Annotated in this window: 17 protein-coding genes; 1 reads left to right on the top strand and 16 read right to left on the bottom strand. The window is 60.7% G+C overall.

Going from position 1 to position 15,871, the window contains the following annotated elements; all coding sequences use genetic code 11:
- Positions 1-186 precede the first annotated feature (186 nt).
- The 14 genes from K0H48_RS01560 to flhA form a co-directional block, all read right to left on the bottom strand.
- Complete coding sequence (locus tag K0H48_RS01560; protein WP_219266151.1) at positions 187-579, bottom strand: DUF2802 domain-containing protein; 393 nt, start codon at positions 577-579, stop codon at positions 187-189.
- Positions 580-1,062 carry a chemotaxis protein CheW gene (locus K0H48_RS01565; RefSeq protein ID WP_056861068.1) on the bottom strand — a complete coding sequence of 161 codons (483 nt, stop codon included), beginning with the start codon at positions 1,060-1,062 and terminating at the stop codon, positions 580-582.
- A 62-nt stretch (positions 1,063-1,124) separates the two neighbouring features.
- On the bottom strand, positions 1,125-1,910 hold the full coding sequence (locus tag K0H48_RS01570; protein ID WP_219266152.1) for a CheW domain-containing protein: 786 nt from the start codon (positions 1,908-1,910) through the stop codon (positions 1,125-1,127).
- Positions 1,910-2,698 carry a ParA family protein gene (locus tag K0H48_RS01575; RefSeq protein ID WP_065911550.1) on the bottom strand — a complete coding sequence of 263 codons (789 nt, stop codon included), beginning with the start codon at positions 2,696-2,698 and terminating at the stop codon, positions 1,910-1,912. Before K0H48_RS01575 ends, K0H48_RS01570 begins: the two co-directional genes overlap by 1 nt.
- A 51-nt stretch (positions 2,699-2,749) precedes the next feature.
- Positions 2,750-3,637, bottom strand: a complete 888-nt coding sequence (gene motD, locus K0H48_RS01580) for a flagellar motor protein MotD (protein WP_219266153.1) — start codon at positions 3,635-3,637, stop codon at positions 2,750-2,752.
- A 15-nt stretch (positions 3,638-3,652) separates the two neighbouring features.
- The gene (locus K0H48_RS01585) at positions 3,653-4,393 is read right to left on the bottom strand and encodes a flagellar motor protein (RefSeq protein WP_005790033.1); all 741 of its coding nucleotides are present in this window, start codon (positions 4,391-4,393) and stop codon (positions 3,653-3,655) included.
- Positions 4,393-5,520 carry a chemotaxis response regulator protein-glutamate methylesterase gene (locus K0H48_RS01590; RefSeq protein WP_219266154.1) on the bottom strand — a complete coding sequence of 376 codons (1,128 nt, stop codon included), beginning with the start codon at positions 5,518-5,520 and terminating at the stop codon, positions 4,393-4,395. The genes K0H48_RS01585 and K0H48_RS01590 overlap by 1 nt, the downstream gene beginning before the upstream one ends.
- Positions 5,521-5,568: 48 nt before the next feature.
- Positions 5,569-7,791 (bottom strand): chemotaxis protein CheA, encoded by a 2,223-nt coding sequence (locus K0H48_RS01595; protein WP_219266155.1) that lies wholly within the window; start codon positions 7,789-7,791, stop codon positions 5,569-5,571.
- An 11-nt stretch (positions 7,792-7,802) separates the two neighbouring features.
- Positions 7,803-8,591: a protein phosphatase CheZ gene (locus K0H48_RS01600; protein WP_219266156.1), complete on the bottom strand. Its 789-nt coding sequence runs from the start codon at positions 8,589-8,591 to the stop codon at positions 7,803-7,805.
- 18 nt (positions 8,592-8,609) lie between these two features.
- Positions 8,610-8,984: a chemotaxis response regulator CheY gene (locus tag K0H48_RS01605; RefSeq protein WP_003192908.1), complete on the bottom strand. Its 375-nt coding sequence runs from the start codon at positions 8,982-8,984 to the stop codon at positions 8,610-8,612.
- Between the two features lie 168 nt (positions 8,985-9,152).
- Positions 9,153-9,893: an RNA polymerase sigma factor FliA gene (fliA, locus tag K0H48_RS01610; protein WP_016973417.1), complete on the bottom strand. Its 741-nt coding sequence runs from the start codon at positions 9,891-9,893 to the stop codon at positions 9,153-9,155.
- The gene (gene fleN / locus K0H48_RS01615) at positions 9,890-10,723 is read right to left on the bottom strand and encodes a flagellar synthesis regulator FleN (protein WP_003192912.1); all 834 of its coding nucleotides are present in this window, start codon (positions 10,721-10,723) and stop codon (positions 9,890-9,892) included. Before fleN ends, fliA begins: the two co-directional genes overlap by 4 nt.
- A gap of 105 nt (positions 10,724-10,828) precedes the next feature.
- Positions 10,829-12,145, bottom strand: coding sequence for a flagellar biosynthesis protein FlhF (gene flhF / locus K0H48_RS01620; RefSeq protein WP_017134956.1), 1,317 nt, complete (start codon positions 12,143-12,145; stop codon positions 10,829-10,831).
- Positions 12,146-12,156: 11 nt separating this feature from the next.
- A complete protein-coding gene (gene flhA, locus K0H48_RS01625; protein ID WP_056861060.1) occupies positions 12,157-14,271 on the bottom strand; it encodes a flagellar biosynthesis protein FlhA in 2,115 nt (704 codons plus the stop codon).
- Positions 14,272-14,481: 210 nt separating this feature from the next.
- Between flhA and K0H48_RS01630 the strand changes: the two genes are divergently transcribed.
- Positions 14,482-14,718, top strand: coding sequence for a DUF6124 family protein (locus tag K0H48_RS01630; protein ID WP_219266157.1), 237 nt, complete (start codon positions 14,482-14,484; stop codon positions 14,716-14,718).
- A gap of 175 nt (positions 14,719-14,893) precedes the next feature.
- Here K0H48_RS01630 and K0H48_RS01635 read toward each other — a convergent pair whose 3' ends face one another.
- Both K0H48_RS01635 and K0H48_RS01640 read right to left on the bottom strand, forming a co-directional pair.
- Positions 14,894-15,097: a cold-shock protein gene (locus tag K0H48_RS01635; RefSeq protein ID WP_219266158.1), complete on the bottom strand. Its 204-nt coding sequence runs from the start codon at positions 15,095-15,097 to the stop codon at positions 14,894-14,896.
- Between the two features lie 384 nt (positions 15,098-15,481).
- Complete coding sequence (locus tag K0H48_RS01640; protein WP_219266159.1) at positions 15,482-15,643, bottom strand: cold-shock protein; 162 nt, start codon at positions 15,641-15,643, stop codon at positions 15,482-15,484.
- Positions 15,644-15,871: the final 228 nt, after the last annotated feature.

Here is a 15,871-nt window from a genome sequence, read left to right on the forward strand (position 1 = left end):
CCGAGTGGTGGGGCGAGGACCTTTTGGTTACTTTTGCGTCCTTGCAAAAGTGACCCGCCGTCAGGGCGGAACCCTAAGTAGCCGTTACCGCAGCAACGGATATACACACCAACAAACCGCTATCGCAGGCAAGCCAGCTCCCACATTTGGACTGAGGTGTCTCAGTGGATCGACGGCAATCGGCAATCAGCTCTTGTGCAACTTGCTCATCAACTGCGCCTCAGCCTGGGTCAACCCACACGACTGCGTCAGCTCATCCACCGTCGCGCCCATGCCGACCAATTTAGCCGCCTGGGCAAACGACAGGCTCGAAGGATCACGCTGCTCGATCTGCGCCAACTTATCCGGCAACGGCCCAAGAATCGCGCGCAGTTCATGCACCTCATCCCCAACCTTCACCGCACTCTGCTGGAAGTGATCCACACGCTTGACCAAATCCAGAATCCGCCGGTCACGCACCGCATCGAGCTCGGCCTGTTGCACGGCCAACTCCCGTTGCTGGCGCATATAGCGCAGCAGGAACGCCAAGGTCCCGGCCCACAACAGGGCCAGGACAATCACCGCCGCTTCAAGAAACAATCAGATGTTCTCCAGATCCGACCATTCTTCTTCGCTCATCATCTTGTCCAGCTCAACCAGAATCAGCAGTTCGCCGTTCTTATTGCACACGCCCTGGATAAACTTGGCCGATTCTTCATTGCCCACGTTCGGCGCGGTTTCCACTTCCGACTGACGCAGGTAAACCACTTCAGCCACGCTGTCGACCATGATCCCGACCACTTGCTTGTCGGCTTCGATGATCACGATACGCGTGTTGTCGTTGACCTCAGTCGGCACCAGGCCAAAACGCTGGCGGGTGTCGATTACCGTCACCACGTTGCCGCGCAGGTTGATGATGCCCAGCACGTAGCTCGGCGCACCCGGCACCGGAGCGATCTCGGTGTAGCGCAGCACTTCCTGCACGCGCATCACGTTAATGCCGTAGGTTTCATTGTCCAGTTTGAAGGTAACCCATTGCAGGATCGGATCATCCAAACCTTGTGCGGACGCTGACTTGTTCATACCCCTGACCCCTTCAGTGTGTGCTTCTTCGACCGCGCAACCGCACGGCCCTTATTGTTCAATCAACTGCGTTTGTTCTGTGGCATCGCCTTGACCGCACCGCTGGCGATCAACTCGGCCAGTTCGGCGACGTCGAGCAACGCGCACATATGTTCAATCACGGTGCCCGCCAGCCATGGCCGCTGGCCCCGGTGGCTGCGCCATTTGATTTCATTCGGGTCCAGGCGCAACGAGCGGCTGACTTGATGCACCGCCAGCCCCCACTCGTAGCCCTGCACCGAGATCACGTATTGCAAGCCTTGGCGGAAGTCATCGCGGTAGCGGTCGGGCATCACCCAGCGCGCCGTGTCCAGCACCTTGAGGTTGCCGGCCTGGCTGGGCAGGATGCCGAGGAACCACTCCGGTTGCCCGAACAGTGGCGTCAACTCCTGGCCTTCCAGCGAATAGATAGAACCCAGGCACACCAGCGGCACGGCCAGGGTCAACCCGGCGACGTCGAACAGCAGGCACTCGAACGGCTCGGCCGCCCACGACGGGCGACCGTCACCGGTGACCGGCGGCGGCGTGATGCTCGGCGGCAAGTGCACTTCGACCACCGGCTCAACCACTGCCGGCGTGACCACCACGGGCACAGGCACAATCGGCACCACCACGTGGGCATCACGCGCCTGCTCTTCCAGCACCGCCAGTTGAAATTCATCCAACGTGCTTTCAGGTTCAATGACCGCCGGTTCAAGGACCAGAATCGGCTCGGGCAACTCTTCTGCCGTCGCATCCTGCAGCAAGGCGTCCAGGTAGGACTCCAGTGCCAGTTGCGGCCGGGTCTTAAGTTCAACGGGACGGTTCATCACGCCACCTGCGCCACAAGTTGCTGGGACAGCAAATGTTTGAGTAATGCGCGGTAGGCCAGCACGCCCCGGCTCTTGCCGTCGAACTGCGACGGCGTGAGCCCGGCGCGGCTGGCGTCACGCAGGCGCGTGTCCACCGGAATGTAGCCGTTCCAGATGGTTTCCGGGTAAGCATCACGCAACACCCGCAAGGTGCCCAGCGACGCCTGGGTGCGGCGGTCGAACAGGGTGGGCACGATGCTGTACGGCAGCGCCTGTTTGCGCGAACGGTTGATCATCGCCAAAGTGCTGACCATGCGCTCCAGGCCTTTGACCGCCAAGTGTTCGGTCTGCACCGGGATCACCAACTGCTGGCTGGCCGCCAAGGCGTTGACCATCAGCACACCCAGCAACGGCGGACTGTCGATAATTGCGTAGTCGAAGTCCTGCCACAGTTGCGCCAGGGTCTTGGCGATCACCAGGCCCAGGCCGCTCTGCCCTGGCGATTGGCGCTCAAGGGTCGCCAGCGCGGTACTCGACGGCAACAGCGAGATACTCTCGTTGCTGGTGGGCAGCAGCAATTGCCCGGGCAAATCTGCCGGTACGCTGCCCTTGTGCAGGAACAGGTCATAGCAGCTGTGCTCCAGCGCATCCGGGTCATAGCCGAAATAACTGGTCATCGAGCCGTGCGGGTCCAGGTCGACCACGACCACACGCTTGCCCGCCTCGGCCAGCAAGCCGGCCAAGGCGATGGACGTGGTGGTCTTACCGACTCCACCCTTTTGATTGGCAACTGCCCAGACTCTCATTCAGTTGGTTCCTCCCGGTAGGCTAAGGCGCGACCGAGACATTACATAACATTATTGAGCCGGTGACGGAGAATTGACGGCGCTCTGACGAACCGGCGGCTTAACGGTTGGCGGTGCAGTTTGTGTGCCAGCCCGCTTCAAGGCCGCATCCGGTGTTGCATTGGCGGTGCCGGTGCCGGTCAGGCTGCGGCGCACATCCAGGTTGCGCGACACCACCAGCACCACCCGGCGGTTGCGCGCGCGGCCTTCGGCGGTGGCGTTATTGGCCACCGGCTGGAACTCACCGTAACCCACCGACGCCAGGCGCCCAGGGTTCACGCCCTGCATCGCGAGCATGCGCACGATGCTCGAGGCCCGCGCCGAGGACAGCTCCCAGTTGGTCGGGTATTGCGCGGTGCTGATCGGAAAGTTGTCGGTAAAGCCTTCGACGTGGATCGGGTTCTCAAACGGTTTGAGAATCGTCGCCACCTTGTCGATGATGGTAAACGCCTGATCACTCGGCAACGCATCGGCGCTGGCGAACAGCAGGCTCGAATTAAGCTCGATCTCCACCCACAACTCATTGCCGCGCACGGTCATCTGGTTGGATTTGATCAGGTCGCCAAACGCCGCGCTGATGTCGTCGGCGATACTTTTGAGCGGGTCGCTGGTGCCGCCGATGCCGGCGGCGGTTTCGTCGCTGTCATTGACCAGCGGCTTGGCCGGGGTCACGGTCTTGGGGCGCTCGTCGCCAATCGGGATCGGCTTGATCGAGCGGTCGGTGTCATTGAACACACCGATCAGCGCCTGGGAAATGACCTTGTACTTGCCTTCGTTGATCGACGAGATGGAGTACATCACCACAAAAAACGCGAACAGCAAGGTGATGAAGTCGGCGTAAGACACCAGCCAGCGTTCATGGTTGACGTGTTCTTCAGGCTCGCGGCGGCGACGGCTCACAATCGACTCCTCCCATCAATCCATGAAGCCCTGGAGCTTCAATTCGATGGAGCGCGGGTTCTCACCCTCGGCAATCGACAAAATACCTTCCAGCAGCATTTCGCGGTAACGCGACTGGCGCATGGCGATCGACTTGAGCTTGCTGGCCACCGGCAACAACACCAGGTTGGCACTCGCCACGCCGTAAATGGTGGCGACAAATGCCACGGCAATGCCGCTGCCCAACTGCGACGGGTCGGCCAGGTTGCCCATCACGTGGATCAGGCCCATTACCGCACCGATGATGCCGATGGTCGGCGCGTAGCCGCCCATGCTTTCAAAGACTTTGGCGGCGTTGATATCGCGGCTTTCCTGGGTGTAAAAATCCACCTCAAGGATGCTGCGAATCGCCTCCGGTTCGGCGCCGTCGACCAGCAACTGCAGGCCTTTGCGCGCGTAGCTGTCGGGCTCGGCGTCGGCCACGCCTTCCAGGCCCAACAGGCCTTCCTTGCGTGCGGTGAGGCTCCAGTTGACCACACGGTCGATGCCGCCCGGCAGGTCCACGCGCGGCGGGAAGATGATCCACACCAGAATCTGCATGGCACGCTTGAACGAGCTCAGCGGCGACTGCAACAACGCCGCGCCCACCGTGCCGCCAATCACAATCAACGCCGCCGGGCCGTTGGCCAAGGCGCCGAGGTGGCCGCCTTCGAGGTAGTTGCCGCCGATAATCGCGACAAACGCCATGGTAATGCCAATCAGGCTCAAGACATCCATCAGAGGCAGGCCTCCACCAGATGTTTACCGATGTCGTCCAGGCTATAAACCGCGTCAGCCAGGTCCGCCTTGACGATGGCCATGGGCATGCCATAGATCACGCAGCTGGCCTCATCCTGCGCCCAGATCGCGCTGCCGCCCTGCTTGAGCAGGCGTGCGCCTTCACGGCCGTCGGCGCCCATGCCGGTGAGTACCACCGCCAGAACTTTGTCGCCGTAGGACTTGGCCGCCGAACCGAAGGTGATATCCACACACGGCTTGTAGTTCAGGCGCTCATCGCCCGGCAGGATTTTGATCGCTCCACGACCATCCACCATCATCTGCTTACCGCCCGGTGCCAGCAGCGCCAGGCCAGGGCGCAGGATGTCGCCATCCTCGGCCTCCTTGACGCTGATGCGGCACAGCTTATCCAGGCGCTCGGCGAAGGCCTTGGTAAAGGCGGCGGGCATGTGCTGGATCAACACGATCGGCGCCGGGAAGTTGGCCGGCAGTTGGGTCAACACGCGCTGCAAAGCCACCGGCCCGCCAGTGGACGTACCAATGGCCACCAGCTTGTAGGCTTTGCGCTTGGGTGCAGGCGAATGCGCGCTCGGGGCCGGGGCACGCACCGGCGCCACCGCAGGCCGGGCTATGGGTGCCGGTGCCGGGCGCGCAAACGTCGAGGTGCTCGGTGTCGGCGTCGGTGCGGCAACTGGCGCAGGCGCTGGTGCACTGAACAGGCTGCGACGGTTACTGCGCGAAATGCTGTGCACCTTCTCGCACAGCATCTGCTTGACCTTGTCGGGGTTGCGCGAGATGTCTTCGAAATTCTTCGGCAGGAAGTCCACCGCACCCGCGTCCAGCGCATCCAGGGTCACCCGGGCGCCTTCGTGGGTCAGCGAGGAGAACATCAACACCGGGGTCGGGCAGCGCTGCATGATGTGCCGGACTGCGGTGATGCCATCCATCATCGGCATCTCGTAGTCCATGGTGATCACGTCCGGTTTCAACGCAATGGCTTGATCAATCGCCTCTTTACCGTTGGTGGCCGTACCGACCACCTGGATGGTTGGATCGGCGGAAAGAATTTCCGAGACGCGGCGGCGGAAGAAACCCGAATCGTCCACCACCAGGACCTTGACTGCCATAAACACTCCGTTAGGCGGGGCGGGCACTACCGCCCTGCCCCACCAGAATCAAATACGCCGAGCGGCGTAACGCTTGAGCATGCTCGGAACATCAAGAATCAGCGCGATCCGACCGTCACCGGTGATGGTCGCACCCGACATGCCCGGGGTTCCCTGCAGCATTTTGCCCAAAGGCTTGATGACCACTTCTTCCTGGCCCACCAGTTGATCGACCACAAAGCCGATACGCTGGGTGCCCACGGACAGAATCACCACATGGCCTTCGCGCTGCTCTTCATGCTTGGCCGAAGCCACCAGCCAGCGCTTGAGGTAGAACAGTGGCAACGCCTTGTCGCGCACGATCACCACTTCCTGGCCGTCCACCACGTTGGTGCGCGACAGGTCGAGGTGGAAGATCTCGTTGACGTTGACCAGCGGGAAGGCGAACGCCTGGTTGCCTAGCATCACCATCAGGGTCGGCATGATCGCCAAGGTCAACGGCACCTTGATCACGATCTTGGAGCCCTGGCCCTTGGTCGAGTAGATGTTGATCGAGCCGTTGAGCTGGCTGATCTTGGTTTTCACCACGTCCATGCCCACGCCACGGCCGGACACGTCGGAGATCTCGGTCTTGGTCGAGAAGCCCGGCGCGAAGATCAGGTTGTAGCATTCGGTGTCGGTCAGGCGGTCGGCGGCGTCCTTGTCCATCACGCCACGCTTGACCGCGATATTGCGCAGAATCGCCGGGTCCATTCCTTTGCCGTCGTCGGTGATCGACAACAGGATATGGTCGCCTTCTTGCTCGGCCGCCAGAATCACCTTGCCGTTGCGCGACTTGCCGGAGGCTTCGCGCTCTTCCGGGGTTTCGACGCCGTGGTCGACGGCGTTGCGCACCAAGTGGACCAGCGGGTCGGCCAGGGCCTCGACAAGGTTCTTGTCGAGGTCGGTTTCTTCACCCACCAGTTCCAGGTTGATTTCTTTCTTGAGCTGGCGCGCCAGGTCGCGAACCAGGCGCGGGAAGCGGCCGAAGACTTTCTTGATCGGCTGCATGCGCGTTTTCATCACGGCGGTCTGCAAGTCTGCGGTGACCACGTCGAGGTTCGACACGGCCTTTTGCATGGCTTCGTCGCCGCTGTTCAGGCCCAGGCGCACCAGGCGGTTACGCACCAGCACCAGTTCGCCGACCATGTTCATGATGTCGTCCAGGCGCGCGGTATCAACCCGCACGGTGGTTTCGGCTTCACTGGCAGGCTTTTCGGCCACCGGCGCCGCTGCGACACGCGCAGGTGCGGCAGCCGGTGCCGGTGCGGGCTTGGCAGCCACAGGCGCGGCGGCTTTGGCCGGCGCAGGTTTGGCGGCCACCGGCGTGGCGGTCGCCGCGGCGGCCGGGGCCACTTCGGAGAACTTGCCTTTGCCGTGCAACTCGTCCAGCAGCGCTTCGAATTCGTGATCGGAGATCAGGCCGTCAGCGCCAGGCTCAACGCCGGCAGGCGCGGCACTGGCCGCCGGTGCGGCCGCAATGGCGGCGACTTCCGGCAAGGCTTCGGCAGCAAACGTGCCCTTGCCATGCAGTTGGTCGAGCAGTGCTTCGAATTCGTCGTCGGTAATGTCGGTGCTTGCAGGCGCGGCAGGCGCTGCCGACTCGGCGGCAGCTGCCACGGCGTCCGGCGCAAACTGGCCTTTACCGTGCAACTGGTCGAGCAGGGATTCGAATTCTGCGTCGGTAATGTCTTCGCTGGTCGGCACGGCAGGCGCAGTCGGCGCAGTCGGCGCTTGCGGTGCTTCAGCCTCGGCCTTCACCGCGCTCAGGGAGTTGAGCAGCTGTTCGAACTCGCTGTCGGTCACATCCGGCTCGGCTTCAACCACAGGTTCAGGCGCGGCTACCGGCGCAACCGAGGTATCGGCAGGTTCGGCCAGGCGTGCCAGCGCAGCCAGCAGTTCCGGCGTGGCAGCCGTGATCGGCGCACGTTCGCGCACCTCACTGAACATGCCGTTGACCGCATCCAATGCTTCGAGAATCACGTCCATCAGTTCCGAGTCGACGTGCCGCTCACCCTTGCGCAGGATGTCGAACACGTTCTCGGCGATGTGACAGCACTCCACCAGCTCATGGAGCTGGAGGAAGCCGGCGCCCCCTTTTACAGTGTGAAAACCGCGAAAAATTGCATTGAGCAGGTTCGCATCATCCGGTCGGCTTTCCAGCTCGACCAGTTGTTCGGACAGTTGCTCTAAAATTTCGCCGGCCTCTACAAGGAAATCCTGAAGGATTTCTTCATCGGCGCCGAAGCTCATGTGGGTGCTCCTTAGAAGCCTAAACTGGATAACAGGTCATCTACGTCATCCTGACCTGACACAACGTCTTCACGTTTATCGGCATGAATCTGCGGACCTTCACCCTTGGCGAGATGTTTTTGTGGATCTTTTTCCGAGAGGATCGCTGCGCGGTCATGTTCGATGCCGGCAAAACGGTCGACCTGGCCGGCCATGAGCACCAATTTGAGCAAGTTGCTTTCCACTTCGGTGACCAGTTGGGTCACGCGCTTGATCACTTGACCTGTGAGGTCCTGGTAATCCTGGGCCAGCAGAATGTCATTGAGGTTGCTGGCCACCGTGCGGTTTTCCTGTTCGCTACGCGACAGAAAGCCGTCGACCCGACGCGCCAATTCACGAAACTCCTCAGCCCCCACTTCCCGGCGCATGAAACGGCCCCAGTCAACGCTGAGGGCCTGTGCTTCGGTGGCCATGCCATTGACCAGCGGCGTGGCGTTTTCCACCAGGTCCATGGTGCGGTTGGCCGCCGCCTCAGTCAGCCTGACCACATAGGACAGGCGTTCGGTGGCGTCAGTGATCTGCGATATTTCTTCGGCCTGGGGCATGTGCGGGTCAATCTGGAAATTGACGATTGCACTGTGCAGCTCGCGTGTGAGCTTGCCCACTTCCTGATACAGGCCGCGGTCACGGGTCTGGTTAAGCTCATGGATCAACTGCACCGCGTCGCCGAACTGGCCTTTTTCAAGGCTTTCGACCAACTGGTGAGCATGCTTTTTCAGGGTCGACTCAAAATCGGCCTGCGATGATTCTTTATGCTCCATAGCTCCCCCGTGGTGACATCAGCCGTGGATGCGTTCGAAGATTTTTTCGATCTTCTCTTTCAAGGCCAACGCCGTGAATGGCTTGACCACGTAACCGTTAACCCCGGCTTGGGCGGCTTCGATGATCTGTTCACGCTTGGCTTCGGCGGTCACCATCAACACAGGCAAGCTGCGCAGTTTTTCATCGGCGCGCACGTGACGCAGCAAGTCGATACCGGTCATGCCCGGCATGTTCCAGTCGGTTACCAGAAAGTCGATGCTCCCGCTGTTGAGGATCGGAATCGCCGTCAGGCCGTCATCCGCCTCGACCGTGTTGGTGAACCCAAGGTCACGCAACAGGTTTTTTATGATCCGCCGCATCGTTGAGAAGTCATCAACGATGAGGATTTTCATGTTCTTGTCCAATTCGACCTCCAAGCAGTCTTAAACGCGCCCAGCACCTGGACGCGCCATTTCAATCAACAGGCGTTACACAAAAAGGACTGCCCAGGGCACCACGGCACGAACCCGCGAAAGCGTAAAGCCTTCGCGGTAACGTCTGCAGTGTCCCCACACTGCCTGTCAGCGCGCGCGCCACTCTCCCAATCGCCCCCGCAAGCGGGCTGCGCACTGGCTATGCAGCTGGCTGACACGCGATTCGCTGACCCCCAGGACCTCACCGATTTCCTTGAGGTTCAGCTCTTCGTCGTAGTACAGCGCCAACACCAGTCGCTCACGCTCCGGCAAATTGGCAATCGCCTCCGCCAACGCCCCCTGGAAACGTTCGTCTTCCAGGTCGCGCGACGGTTCGAGATGTGCACTCGCGCCGTCCTCGTGCAGCCCTTCGTGTTCGCCGTCCTGCAAAAGGTCGTCGAAACTGAACAGGCGGCTGCCCAAGGTATCGTTCAAAATCCCGTAGTAATCGTCGAGACTCAATTGGAGTTCGGCCGCAACTTCGTGATCTTTAGCGTCACGACCGGTTTTTGCTTCAATTGCGCGAATTGCGTCACTGACCATGCGCGTATTGCGGTGTACCGAACGCGGCGCCCAATCCCCTTTACGCACTTCATCGAGCATCGCACCCCGTATACGGATACCCGCATACGTCTCGAAACTCGCGCCCTTGCTCGCGTCGTATTTGGTCGACACTTCGAGCAGGCCGATCATGCCAGCCTGGATCAAGTCCTCAACCTGCACACTGGCAGGCAGGCGTGCCAGCAAGTGATAGGCAATGCGCTTGACCAAGGGCGCATAGCGCTCGATCAGTTCGCCCTGGCTGTCACGTGCCGACTTTTTGTAAAGGTTGTAGCCGCTGGATGTCATAGCACCGGTCCTGCGCTCGTCTGATGCACCAATCGCTCGACGAAAAACTCCAGATGCCCCCGCGGGTTGGCAGGCAACGGCCAAGTATCGACCTTCTGGGCAATAGCCTTGAACGCCAGTGCGCACTTCGAACGAGGGAACGCTTCATAGACTGCACGCTGCTTTTGCACAGCCTTGCGCACACACTCGTCATAGGGAACTGCGCCGACGTATTGTAAGGCGACATCGAGGAAGCGATCCGTGACCTTGGTCAACTTGGCGAACAGATTCCGCCCTTCCTGCGGGCTTTGGGCCATGTTGGCCAGCACGCGGAAGCGGTTCATGCCGTAGTCACGGTTAAGCAGTTTGATCAGGGCATAGGCGTCGGTGATCGAGGTGGGTTCATCGCACACCACCAGCAGCACTTCCTGGGCGGCGCGCACGAAACTGACCACCGACTCGCCGATCCCGGCGGCGGTGTCGATCACCAGCACGTCGAGGTTGTCGCCGATGTCGCTGAACGCCTGGATGAGGCCGGCATGCTGCGCCGGGCTCAGGTGCACCATGCTCTGGGTGCCTGAGGCGGCCGGCACGATGCGAATGCCACCGGGGCCTTGCAGCAGCACATCGCGCAGCTCACAGCGGCCTTCGATCACATCGGCAAGCGTGTGTTTGGGTGTCAGCCCCAGCAGAACGTCGACGTTCGCCAGGCCCAGGTCAGCATCCAGCAGCATGACGCGACGGCCAAGCTCTGCCAGGGCCAGGGACAAATTCACTGACACGTTAGTTTTCCCGACGCCACCTTTGCCGCCGGTCACCGCGATCACCTGTACGGGATGCATGCTGCCCATTTTATTTCTTTACCTTGTCTTGCTTAGACGCAGGCTACATGGCTTGGCCGCGTGAATCGCTTGCAGACCATCGATGTAGATACATTTCACGGTGTTCATCCTGCCTCACCCCACCCGTTTAGCCGGGTTGTGGTAAAGGTCGGCGAACATATCGGCCATCGCTTCCTCGCTAGGCTCTTCTTGCATTTGCACGCTGACAGCACGGCTGACCAACTGATGACGGCGCGGCAGATGTAAATCATCCGGGATCCGCGGCCCGTCGGTCAGGTAGGCAACCGGTAACTCATGACTGATCGCCAGGCTCAACACCTCGCCCAGGCTCGCGGTTTCGTCGAGCTTGGTGAGGATGCAACCGGCCAGGCCACAGCGTTTGTAGCTGTGGTAGGCAGCGGTAAGAACCTGTTTCTGGCTGGTGGTTGCAAGCACCAGGTAATTTTTCGATTTAATGCCACGCCCGGCCAGGCTTTCGAGCTGCATGCGCAGTGCCGGGTCGCTGGCTTGCAGGCCGGCGGTGTCGATCAACACCACGCGCTTGCGCAGCAGTGGGTCGAGCGCATTGGCCAGGGACTGGCCCGGGTCGACGTGGGTCACCGTCACATTGAGGATGCGGCCCAGGGTCTTGAGCTGCTCCTGGGCGCCGATGCGATAGCTGTCCATGCTTACCAGCGCGATGTTCTGCGCGCCGTACTTGAGCACATAACGCGCGGCCAGCTTGGCCAGGGTGGTGGTCTTGCCCATGCCGGCGGGGCCAACCATGGCAATCACACCGCCCTCTTCCAGCGGTTCGATTTCCGGCGTGGCGATCATGCGCGCCAGGTGCGCCAGCAACATGCGCCAGGCTTGGCGGGGTTCTTCGACTTCAGCCGTCAGTGCGAGCAAATCGCGCGACAACGGGCCGGACAGGCCGATGCGTTGCAGGCGACGCCACAGGTTGGCCTGGTGCGGCTTGCTGCCTTGCAGCTGCGTCCACGCCAGCGAGCCGAGCTGTACTTCGAGCAGCTCACGCAGGCCATTGAGCTCAAAACGCATCGAGTCGAGCGCGCGCTGGTCGACCGCAGCAGCCGGGGCTGGCGCTGCAGGACGTGGCGGTTCTTTGAAGGTCGGTTCAACCAACGGCTCGGCGGCAGTCAGCGGCAGGCCGGCGAACAACTGGCGATTGGTGCTGGCATCGCTGTCGCCACGCATGCTCAATTCAGCCTGGGCCGAGACAATGCGCGAAGCGGTCTTGCGCAGCTCGTCTTCGAGTTCCATGTTCGGCACGCGCGGCGCCAGCGCCGATGGGGTGTAATCCAGGGCAGCCGTCAGCTCGACACCGCCGGCAATGCGACGGTTTCCAATAATCGCGGCATCGGCGCCCAGCTCATCACGTACCAGTTTCATGGCCTGACGCATATCGGCGGCGAAAAAACGCTTAACTTGCATAACCCACTACCTCAGCCGTTGGGCCCTACTGTCGCGACGATAGTCACTTGCTTGTTGTCAGGAATTTCCTGATAAGCCAAAACGTGCAAATTCGGTACTGCCAGGCGTCCAAACCGCGACAACATCGCTCGAACCGGGCCTGCCACCAGCAGAATCACCGGGTGGCCCGCCATTTCCTGACGCTGTGCGGCTTCGATCAACGAACGCTGCAGTTTCTCAGCCATGCTTGGCTCCAACAGAACGCCCTCTTCCTGGCCAAGCCCGGCCTTCTGAATACTATTGAGCAATATTTGTTCCAACCTTGGTTCCAAGGTGATCACAGGCAGCTCAGACTCAATGCCTACAATGCTTTGCACGATGGCACGGGACAACCCGACACGCACCGCAGCCACCAAAGCGGCAGTATCTTGACTCTTGGCGGCATTGTTCGCGATGGCCTCGGCAATGCTGCGAATGTCGCGCACCGGCACCTGTTCGGCGAGCAAGGCTTGCAGCACCTTGAGCAACTGCGACAGCGACAGCACGCCGGGCACCAGTTCTTCGGCCAGTTTCGGCGAGGCTTTGGCCAGCAAACCCATCAATTGCTGGACTTCCTCGTGGCCGATCAGCTCGTGGGAGTGCTTGTAAAGGATCTGGTTGAGGTGGGTGGCGACCACGGTGCTGGCGTCCACCACGGTGTAACCGAGCGATTGTGCCTGGCTGCGCTGGCTGACTTCGATCCACACCGCTTCCAGGCCAAAAGCCGGATCTTTGGCGGTGATGCCGTTAAGCGTGCCGAACACCTGGCCGGGGTTGATCGCCAGCTCGCGGTCCGGGTAGATCTCGGCTTCGGCCAGGATCACGCCCATCAGGGTCAGGCGGTAGGCGCTGGGGGCCAAATCGAGGTTGTCGCGAATGTGTACGGTGGGCATCAAGAAGCCCAAGTCCTGGGACAGCTTCTTGCGCACACCCTTGATCCGCGCCAGCAATTGGCCGCCCTGGTTGCGGTCCACCAGCGGAATCAGGCGGTAGCCGACTTCCAGGCCGATCATGTCGATTGGGGTTACGTCATCCCAGCCCAACTCCTTGGTTTCCTGGGCGCGGGCCGGGGATGGCAGCAAGTCTTGCTGGCGGGCGATTTCCTGTTGGGCCTGAACTTTGACGGCATTTTGCTTGCGCCAGAAAAGATAAGCACCACCGGCGGCCATGGCCGCCATGCTCAGGAACGACACGTGCGGCATGCCCGGCACGATGCCCATGATCGCCATGATGCCGGCGGCCACGGCCAGTGCCTTGGGCGAGGCGAACATCTGGCGGCTGATCTGCTTGCCCATGTCTTCGGAGCCCGAAGCACGGGTAACCATGATGGCCGCCGCTGTGGATAACAACAGTGATGGCAATTGCGCCACTAAACCGTCACCGATGGTCAGCAAGGCGTAAACCTTGCCCGCATCGCCGAAGGTCATGCCGTGCTGGAAGATCCCGACCGCCATGCCGCCGATCAGGTTGATAAACAGGATCAGCAGGCCGGCGATGGCGTCGCCGCGCACGAATTTACTCGCGCCGTCCATGGAGCCGTAGAACTCGGCCTCCTGGGCGACTTCCAGGCGACGGGATTTGGCTTGGTTCTGGTCGATCAGGCCGGCGTTGAGGTCGGCGTCGATCGCCATTTGTTTGCCGGGCATGGCGTCGAGGGTAAAACGCGCGCTCACCTCGGAAATCCGCCCGGCGCCCTTGGTCACCACCACGAAGTTGATGATCATCAGGATCGCGAACACCACGATACCGACCACGTAGTTACCGCCGATCACCACCTCACCGAAGGCCTGGATCACCTTACCGGCGGCGGCGTGGCCGTCCTGGCCGTGGAGCATCACCACCCGCGTAGACGCCACGTTCAGCGCCAGGCGCAGCAGGGTCGCAATCAGCAATATGGTCGGGAATACGGCGAAATCCAGCGGCCGCAGGGCATACACGCAGACCAGCAGCACGACGACGGACAGGGCGATGTTGAAGGTAAAAAACACATCGAGCAGGAACGGCGGCATCGGCAACATCATCATTGCCAGCATCACCAGCAACAACAACGGCACACCCAGGTTGCCCCGCGACAAATCAGTCAGGGTGCCACGGGCCGTGTTGAGCATTTGAGAGCGATCTACCACCGGTATTCCTCGTGTTCCTTGAAGCAAAGTTTTGACGCTGGAGGGCGTCCTGGAGGCGGTATTGCAAGAAGCCTTCCAACTTTTGCTTTGAGGCTTCGATGGCCTCACAAACAACCGAGTCTGGCGAGTGTAAAGCGATTCAACTGTGGGAGCGGGCTTGCTCGCGAAGGCGGTGGTTCAGTTAGAAGAGTTTTGGCTGACACACCGCTTTCGCGAGCAAGCCCGCTCCCACAGTTGGATGGCACCGAAGACCTGCTGGTCAACCTCACCGAAAACCTGGCATCCGCCCACGCCCTGACCTGCGATTTCGCCTTTGACCTGGAGGGAACACCGCTGGGTATTGCGCAGTTGATTGAGGTCGGCCGATTGCTGGCTGAGCGGCTGCTGGATGACAGAGCGCCGTCACCAGCGACGATCGTCGAGGGGTAACCCGTTCAACTGTGGGAGCTGGCTTGCCTGCGATTGCGGTGGGTCAGGCACTGAAGGGCCAGCTGTGAGTCAGTCATCGCAGGCAAGCCAGCTCCCACAGTTGGATCGGTGTGTATCAGCTGCTACTGGGAATCCGCCCGGGAGGCATTCCCACGCGGGAGCGTGGGAACGATCTTCATAAGGGTTGGATGTTGGACGCTTGCTTGCCTTTGGGCCCCGCCGTTATTTCATAGCTGACTTTTTGGCCCTCTTGCAACGTTTTGAACCCAGCAGTCTGAATCGCTGAAAAATGCGCAAAAAGATCCTCGCTACCATCATCCGGGGTAATAAAACCAAAACCCTTTGTGTCGTTAAACCACTTCACAGTGCCCGTTGCCATAACCCTTCTCCTGACATTCCGCGCAAAAAACCCCGCTAGATACGCCTGATGCAAAACGCAAACACACCCTTTGGCCGATGAATCCTGGCGAACTGTACCCGCTGGCCTTCTCTCCACCGGGTACACGCTGAACTCAAGCGGTCCAAACACACCGGCTCATCATCGCCGTCCAACGCAATCAGCCCTTCACCGGTCTTGCGGTTATAAACCTTGATCGTCCCCGTCACCGCTTCCATCACCTTTCCCCTGCATCTCGTTACTACTTGCGTACAGTGCCTGGCACCATCAAACCGCGAGAACGGGGAGCTGACTACTGTCAGAGTTGACAGGTAGACGGGGTTTAACGACCAGTGGTAGTGAGTTTTTTCTGAGAACACGAGGGGGTTATTTTTTTCGCTTGCGGGATTTGCGCGCCTTGGGCGGCTTATCGATTTCGCTGGCGGGATTGCCCGTTGCCTGAACGGGTACCGCATTGCCTTCGCGGTCGCGGGCGACAAAACCAATGCCCTTGACGGCGTCAAACCACCTGACCGTAGCCCTGTCCATGACCGCTCTCCCGAGCCGCGCATGACGGCGCACCTCGCCGCTCTATGTAACAGTGAAGGCGGTGCAATGGATACTGTCAAAGTTGACAGGTTAACGGGCGCTGACGACAAACGGTAACAAGGGCAATGACGGACATTGTGGCGAGCGGGCTTGCCCCGCGTTGGGCTGCGAAGCGGCCCTGAAACCTGACACCGAGATTTACCTGAAAGCACGCAATGACTTTACTGG

This window comes from Pseudomonas sp. Xaverov 259, from assembly GCF_019352915.1.
GTDB lineage: Bacteria > Pseudomonadota > Gammaproteobacteria > Pseudomonadales > Pseudomonadaceae > Aquipseudomonas.

What these genes read in the sequence shown, in the direction of transcription:
- K0H48_RS01565 (WP_056861068.1), bottom strand. Translation starts at nt 1,062, where the DNA reads ATGAACAAGTCAGCGTCCGCACAAGGTTTGGATGATCCGATCCTGCAA.
- K0H48_RS01570 (WP_219266152.1), bottom strand. Translation starts at nt 1,910, where the DNA reads ATGAACCGTCCCGTTGAACTTAAGACCCGGCCGCAACTGGCACTGGAG.
- K0H48_RS01575 (WP_065911550.1), bottom strand. Translation starts at nt 2,698, where the DNA reads ATGAGAGTCTGGGCAGTTGCCAATCAAAAGGGTGGAGTCGGTAAGACC.
- K0H48_RS01585 (WP_005790033.1), bottom strand. Translation starts at nt 4,393, where the DNA reads ATGGATGTCTTGAGCCTGATTGGCATTACCATGGCGTTTGTCGCGATT.
- K0H48_RS01590 (WP_219266154.1), bottom strand. Translation starts at nt 5,520, where the DNA reads ATGGCAGTCAAGGTCCTGGTGGTGGACGATTCGGGTTTCTTCCGCCGC.
- K0H48_RS01595 (WP_219266155.1), bottom strand. Translation starts at nt 7,791, where the DNA reads ATGAGCTTCGGCGCCGATGAAGAAATCCTTCAGGATTTCCTTGTAGAG.
- K0H48_RS01600 (WP_219266156.1), bottom strand. Translation starts at nt 8,591, where the DNA reads ATGGAGCATAAAGAATCATCGCAGGCCGATTTTGAGTCGACCCTGAAA.
- K0H48_RS01605 (WP_003192908.1), bottom strand. Translation starts at nt 8,984, where the DNA reads ATGAAAATCCTCATCGTTGATGACTTCTCAACGATGCGGCGGATCATA.
- fliA (WP_016973417.1), bottom strand. Translation starts at nt 9,893, where the DNA reads ATGACATCCAGCGGCTACAACCTTTACAAAAAGTCGGCACGTGACAGC.
- fleN (WP_003192912.1), bottom strand. Translation starts at nt 10,723, where the DNA reads ATGGGCAGCATGCATCCCGTACAGGTGATCGCGGTGACCGGCGGCAAA.
- flhF (WP_017134956.1), bottom strand. Translation starts at nt 12,145, where the DNA reads ATGCAAGTTAAGCGTTTTTTCGCCGCCGATATGCGTCAGGCCATGAAA.
- flhA (WP_056861060.1), bottom strand. Translation starts at nt 14,271, where the DNA reads ATGCTCAACACGGCCCGTGGCACCCTGACTGATTTGTCGCGGGGCAAC.
- K0H48_RS01635 (WP_219266158.1), bottom strand. Translation starts at nt 15,097, where the DNA reads ATGGCAACGGGCACTGTGAAGTGGTTTAACGACACAAAGGGTTTTGGT.
- K0H48_RS01640 (WP_219266159.1), bottom strand. Translation starts at nt 15,643, where the DNA reads ATGGACAGGGCTACGGTCAGGTGGTTTGACGCCGTCAAGGGCATTGGT.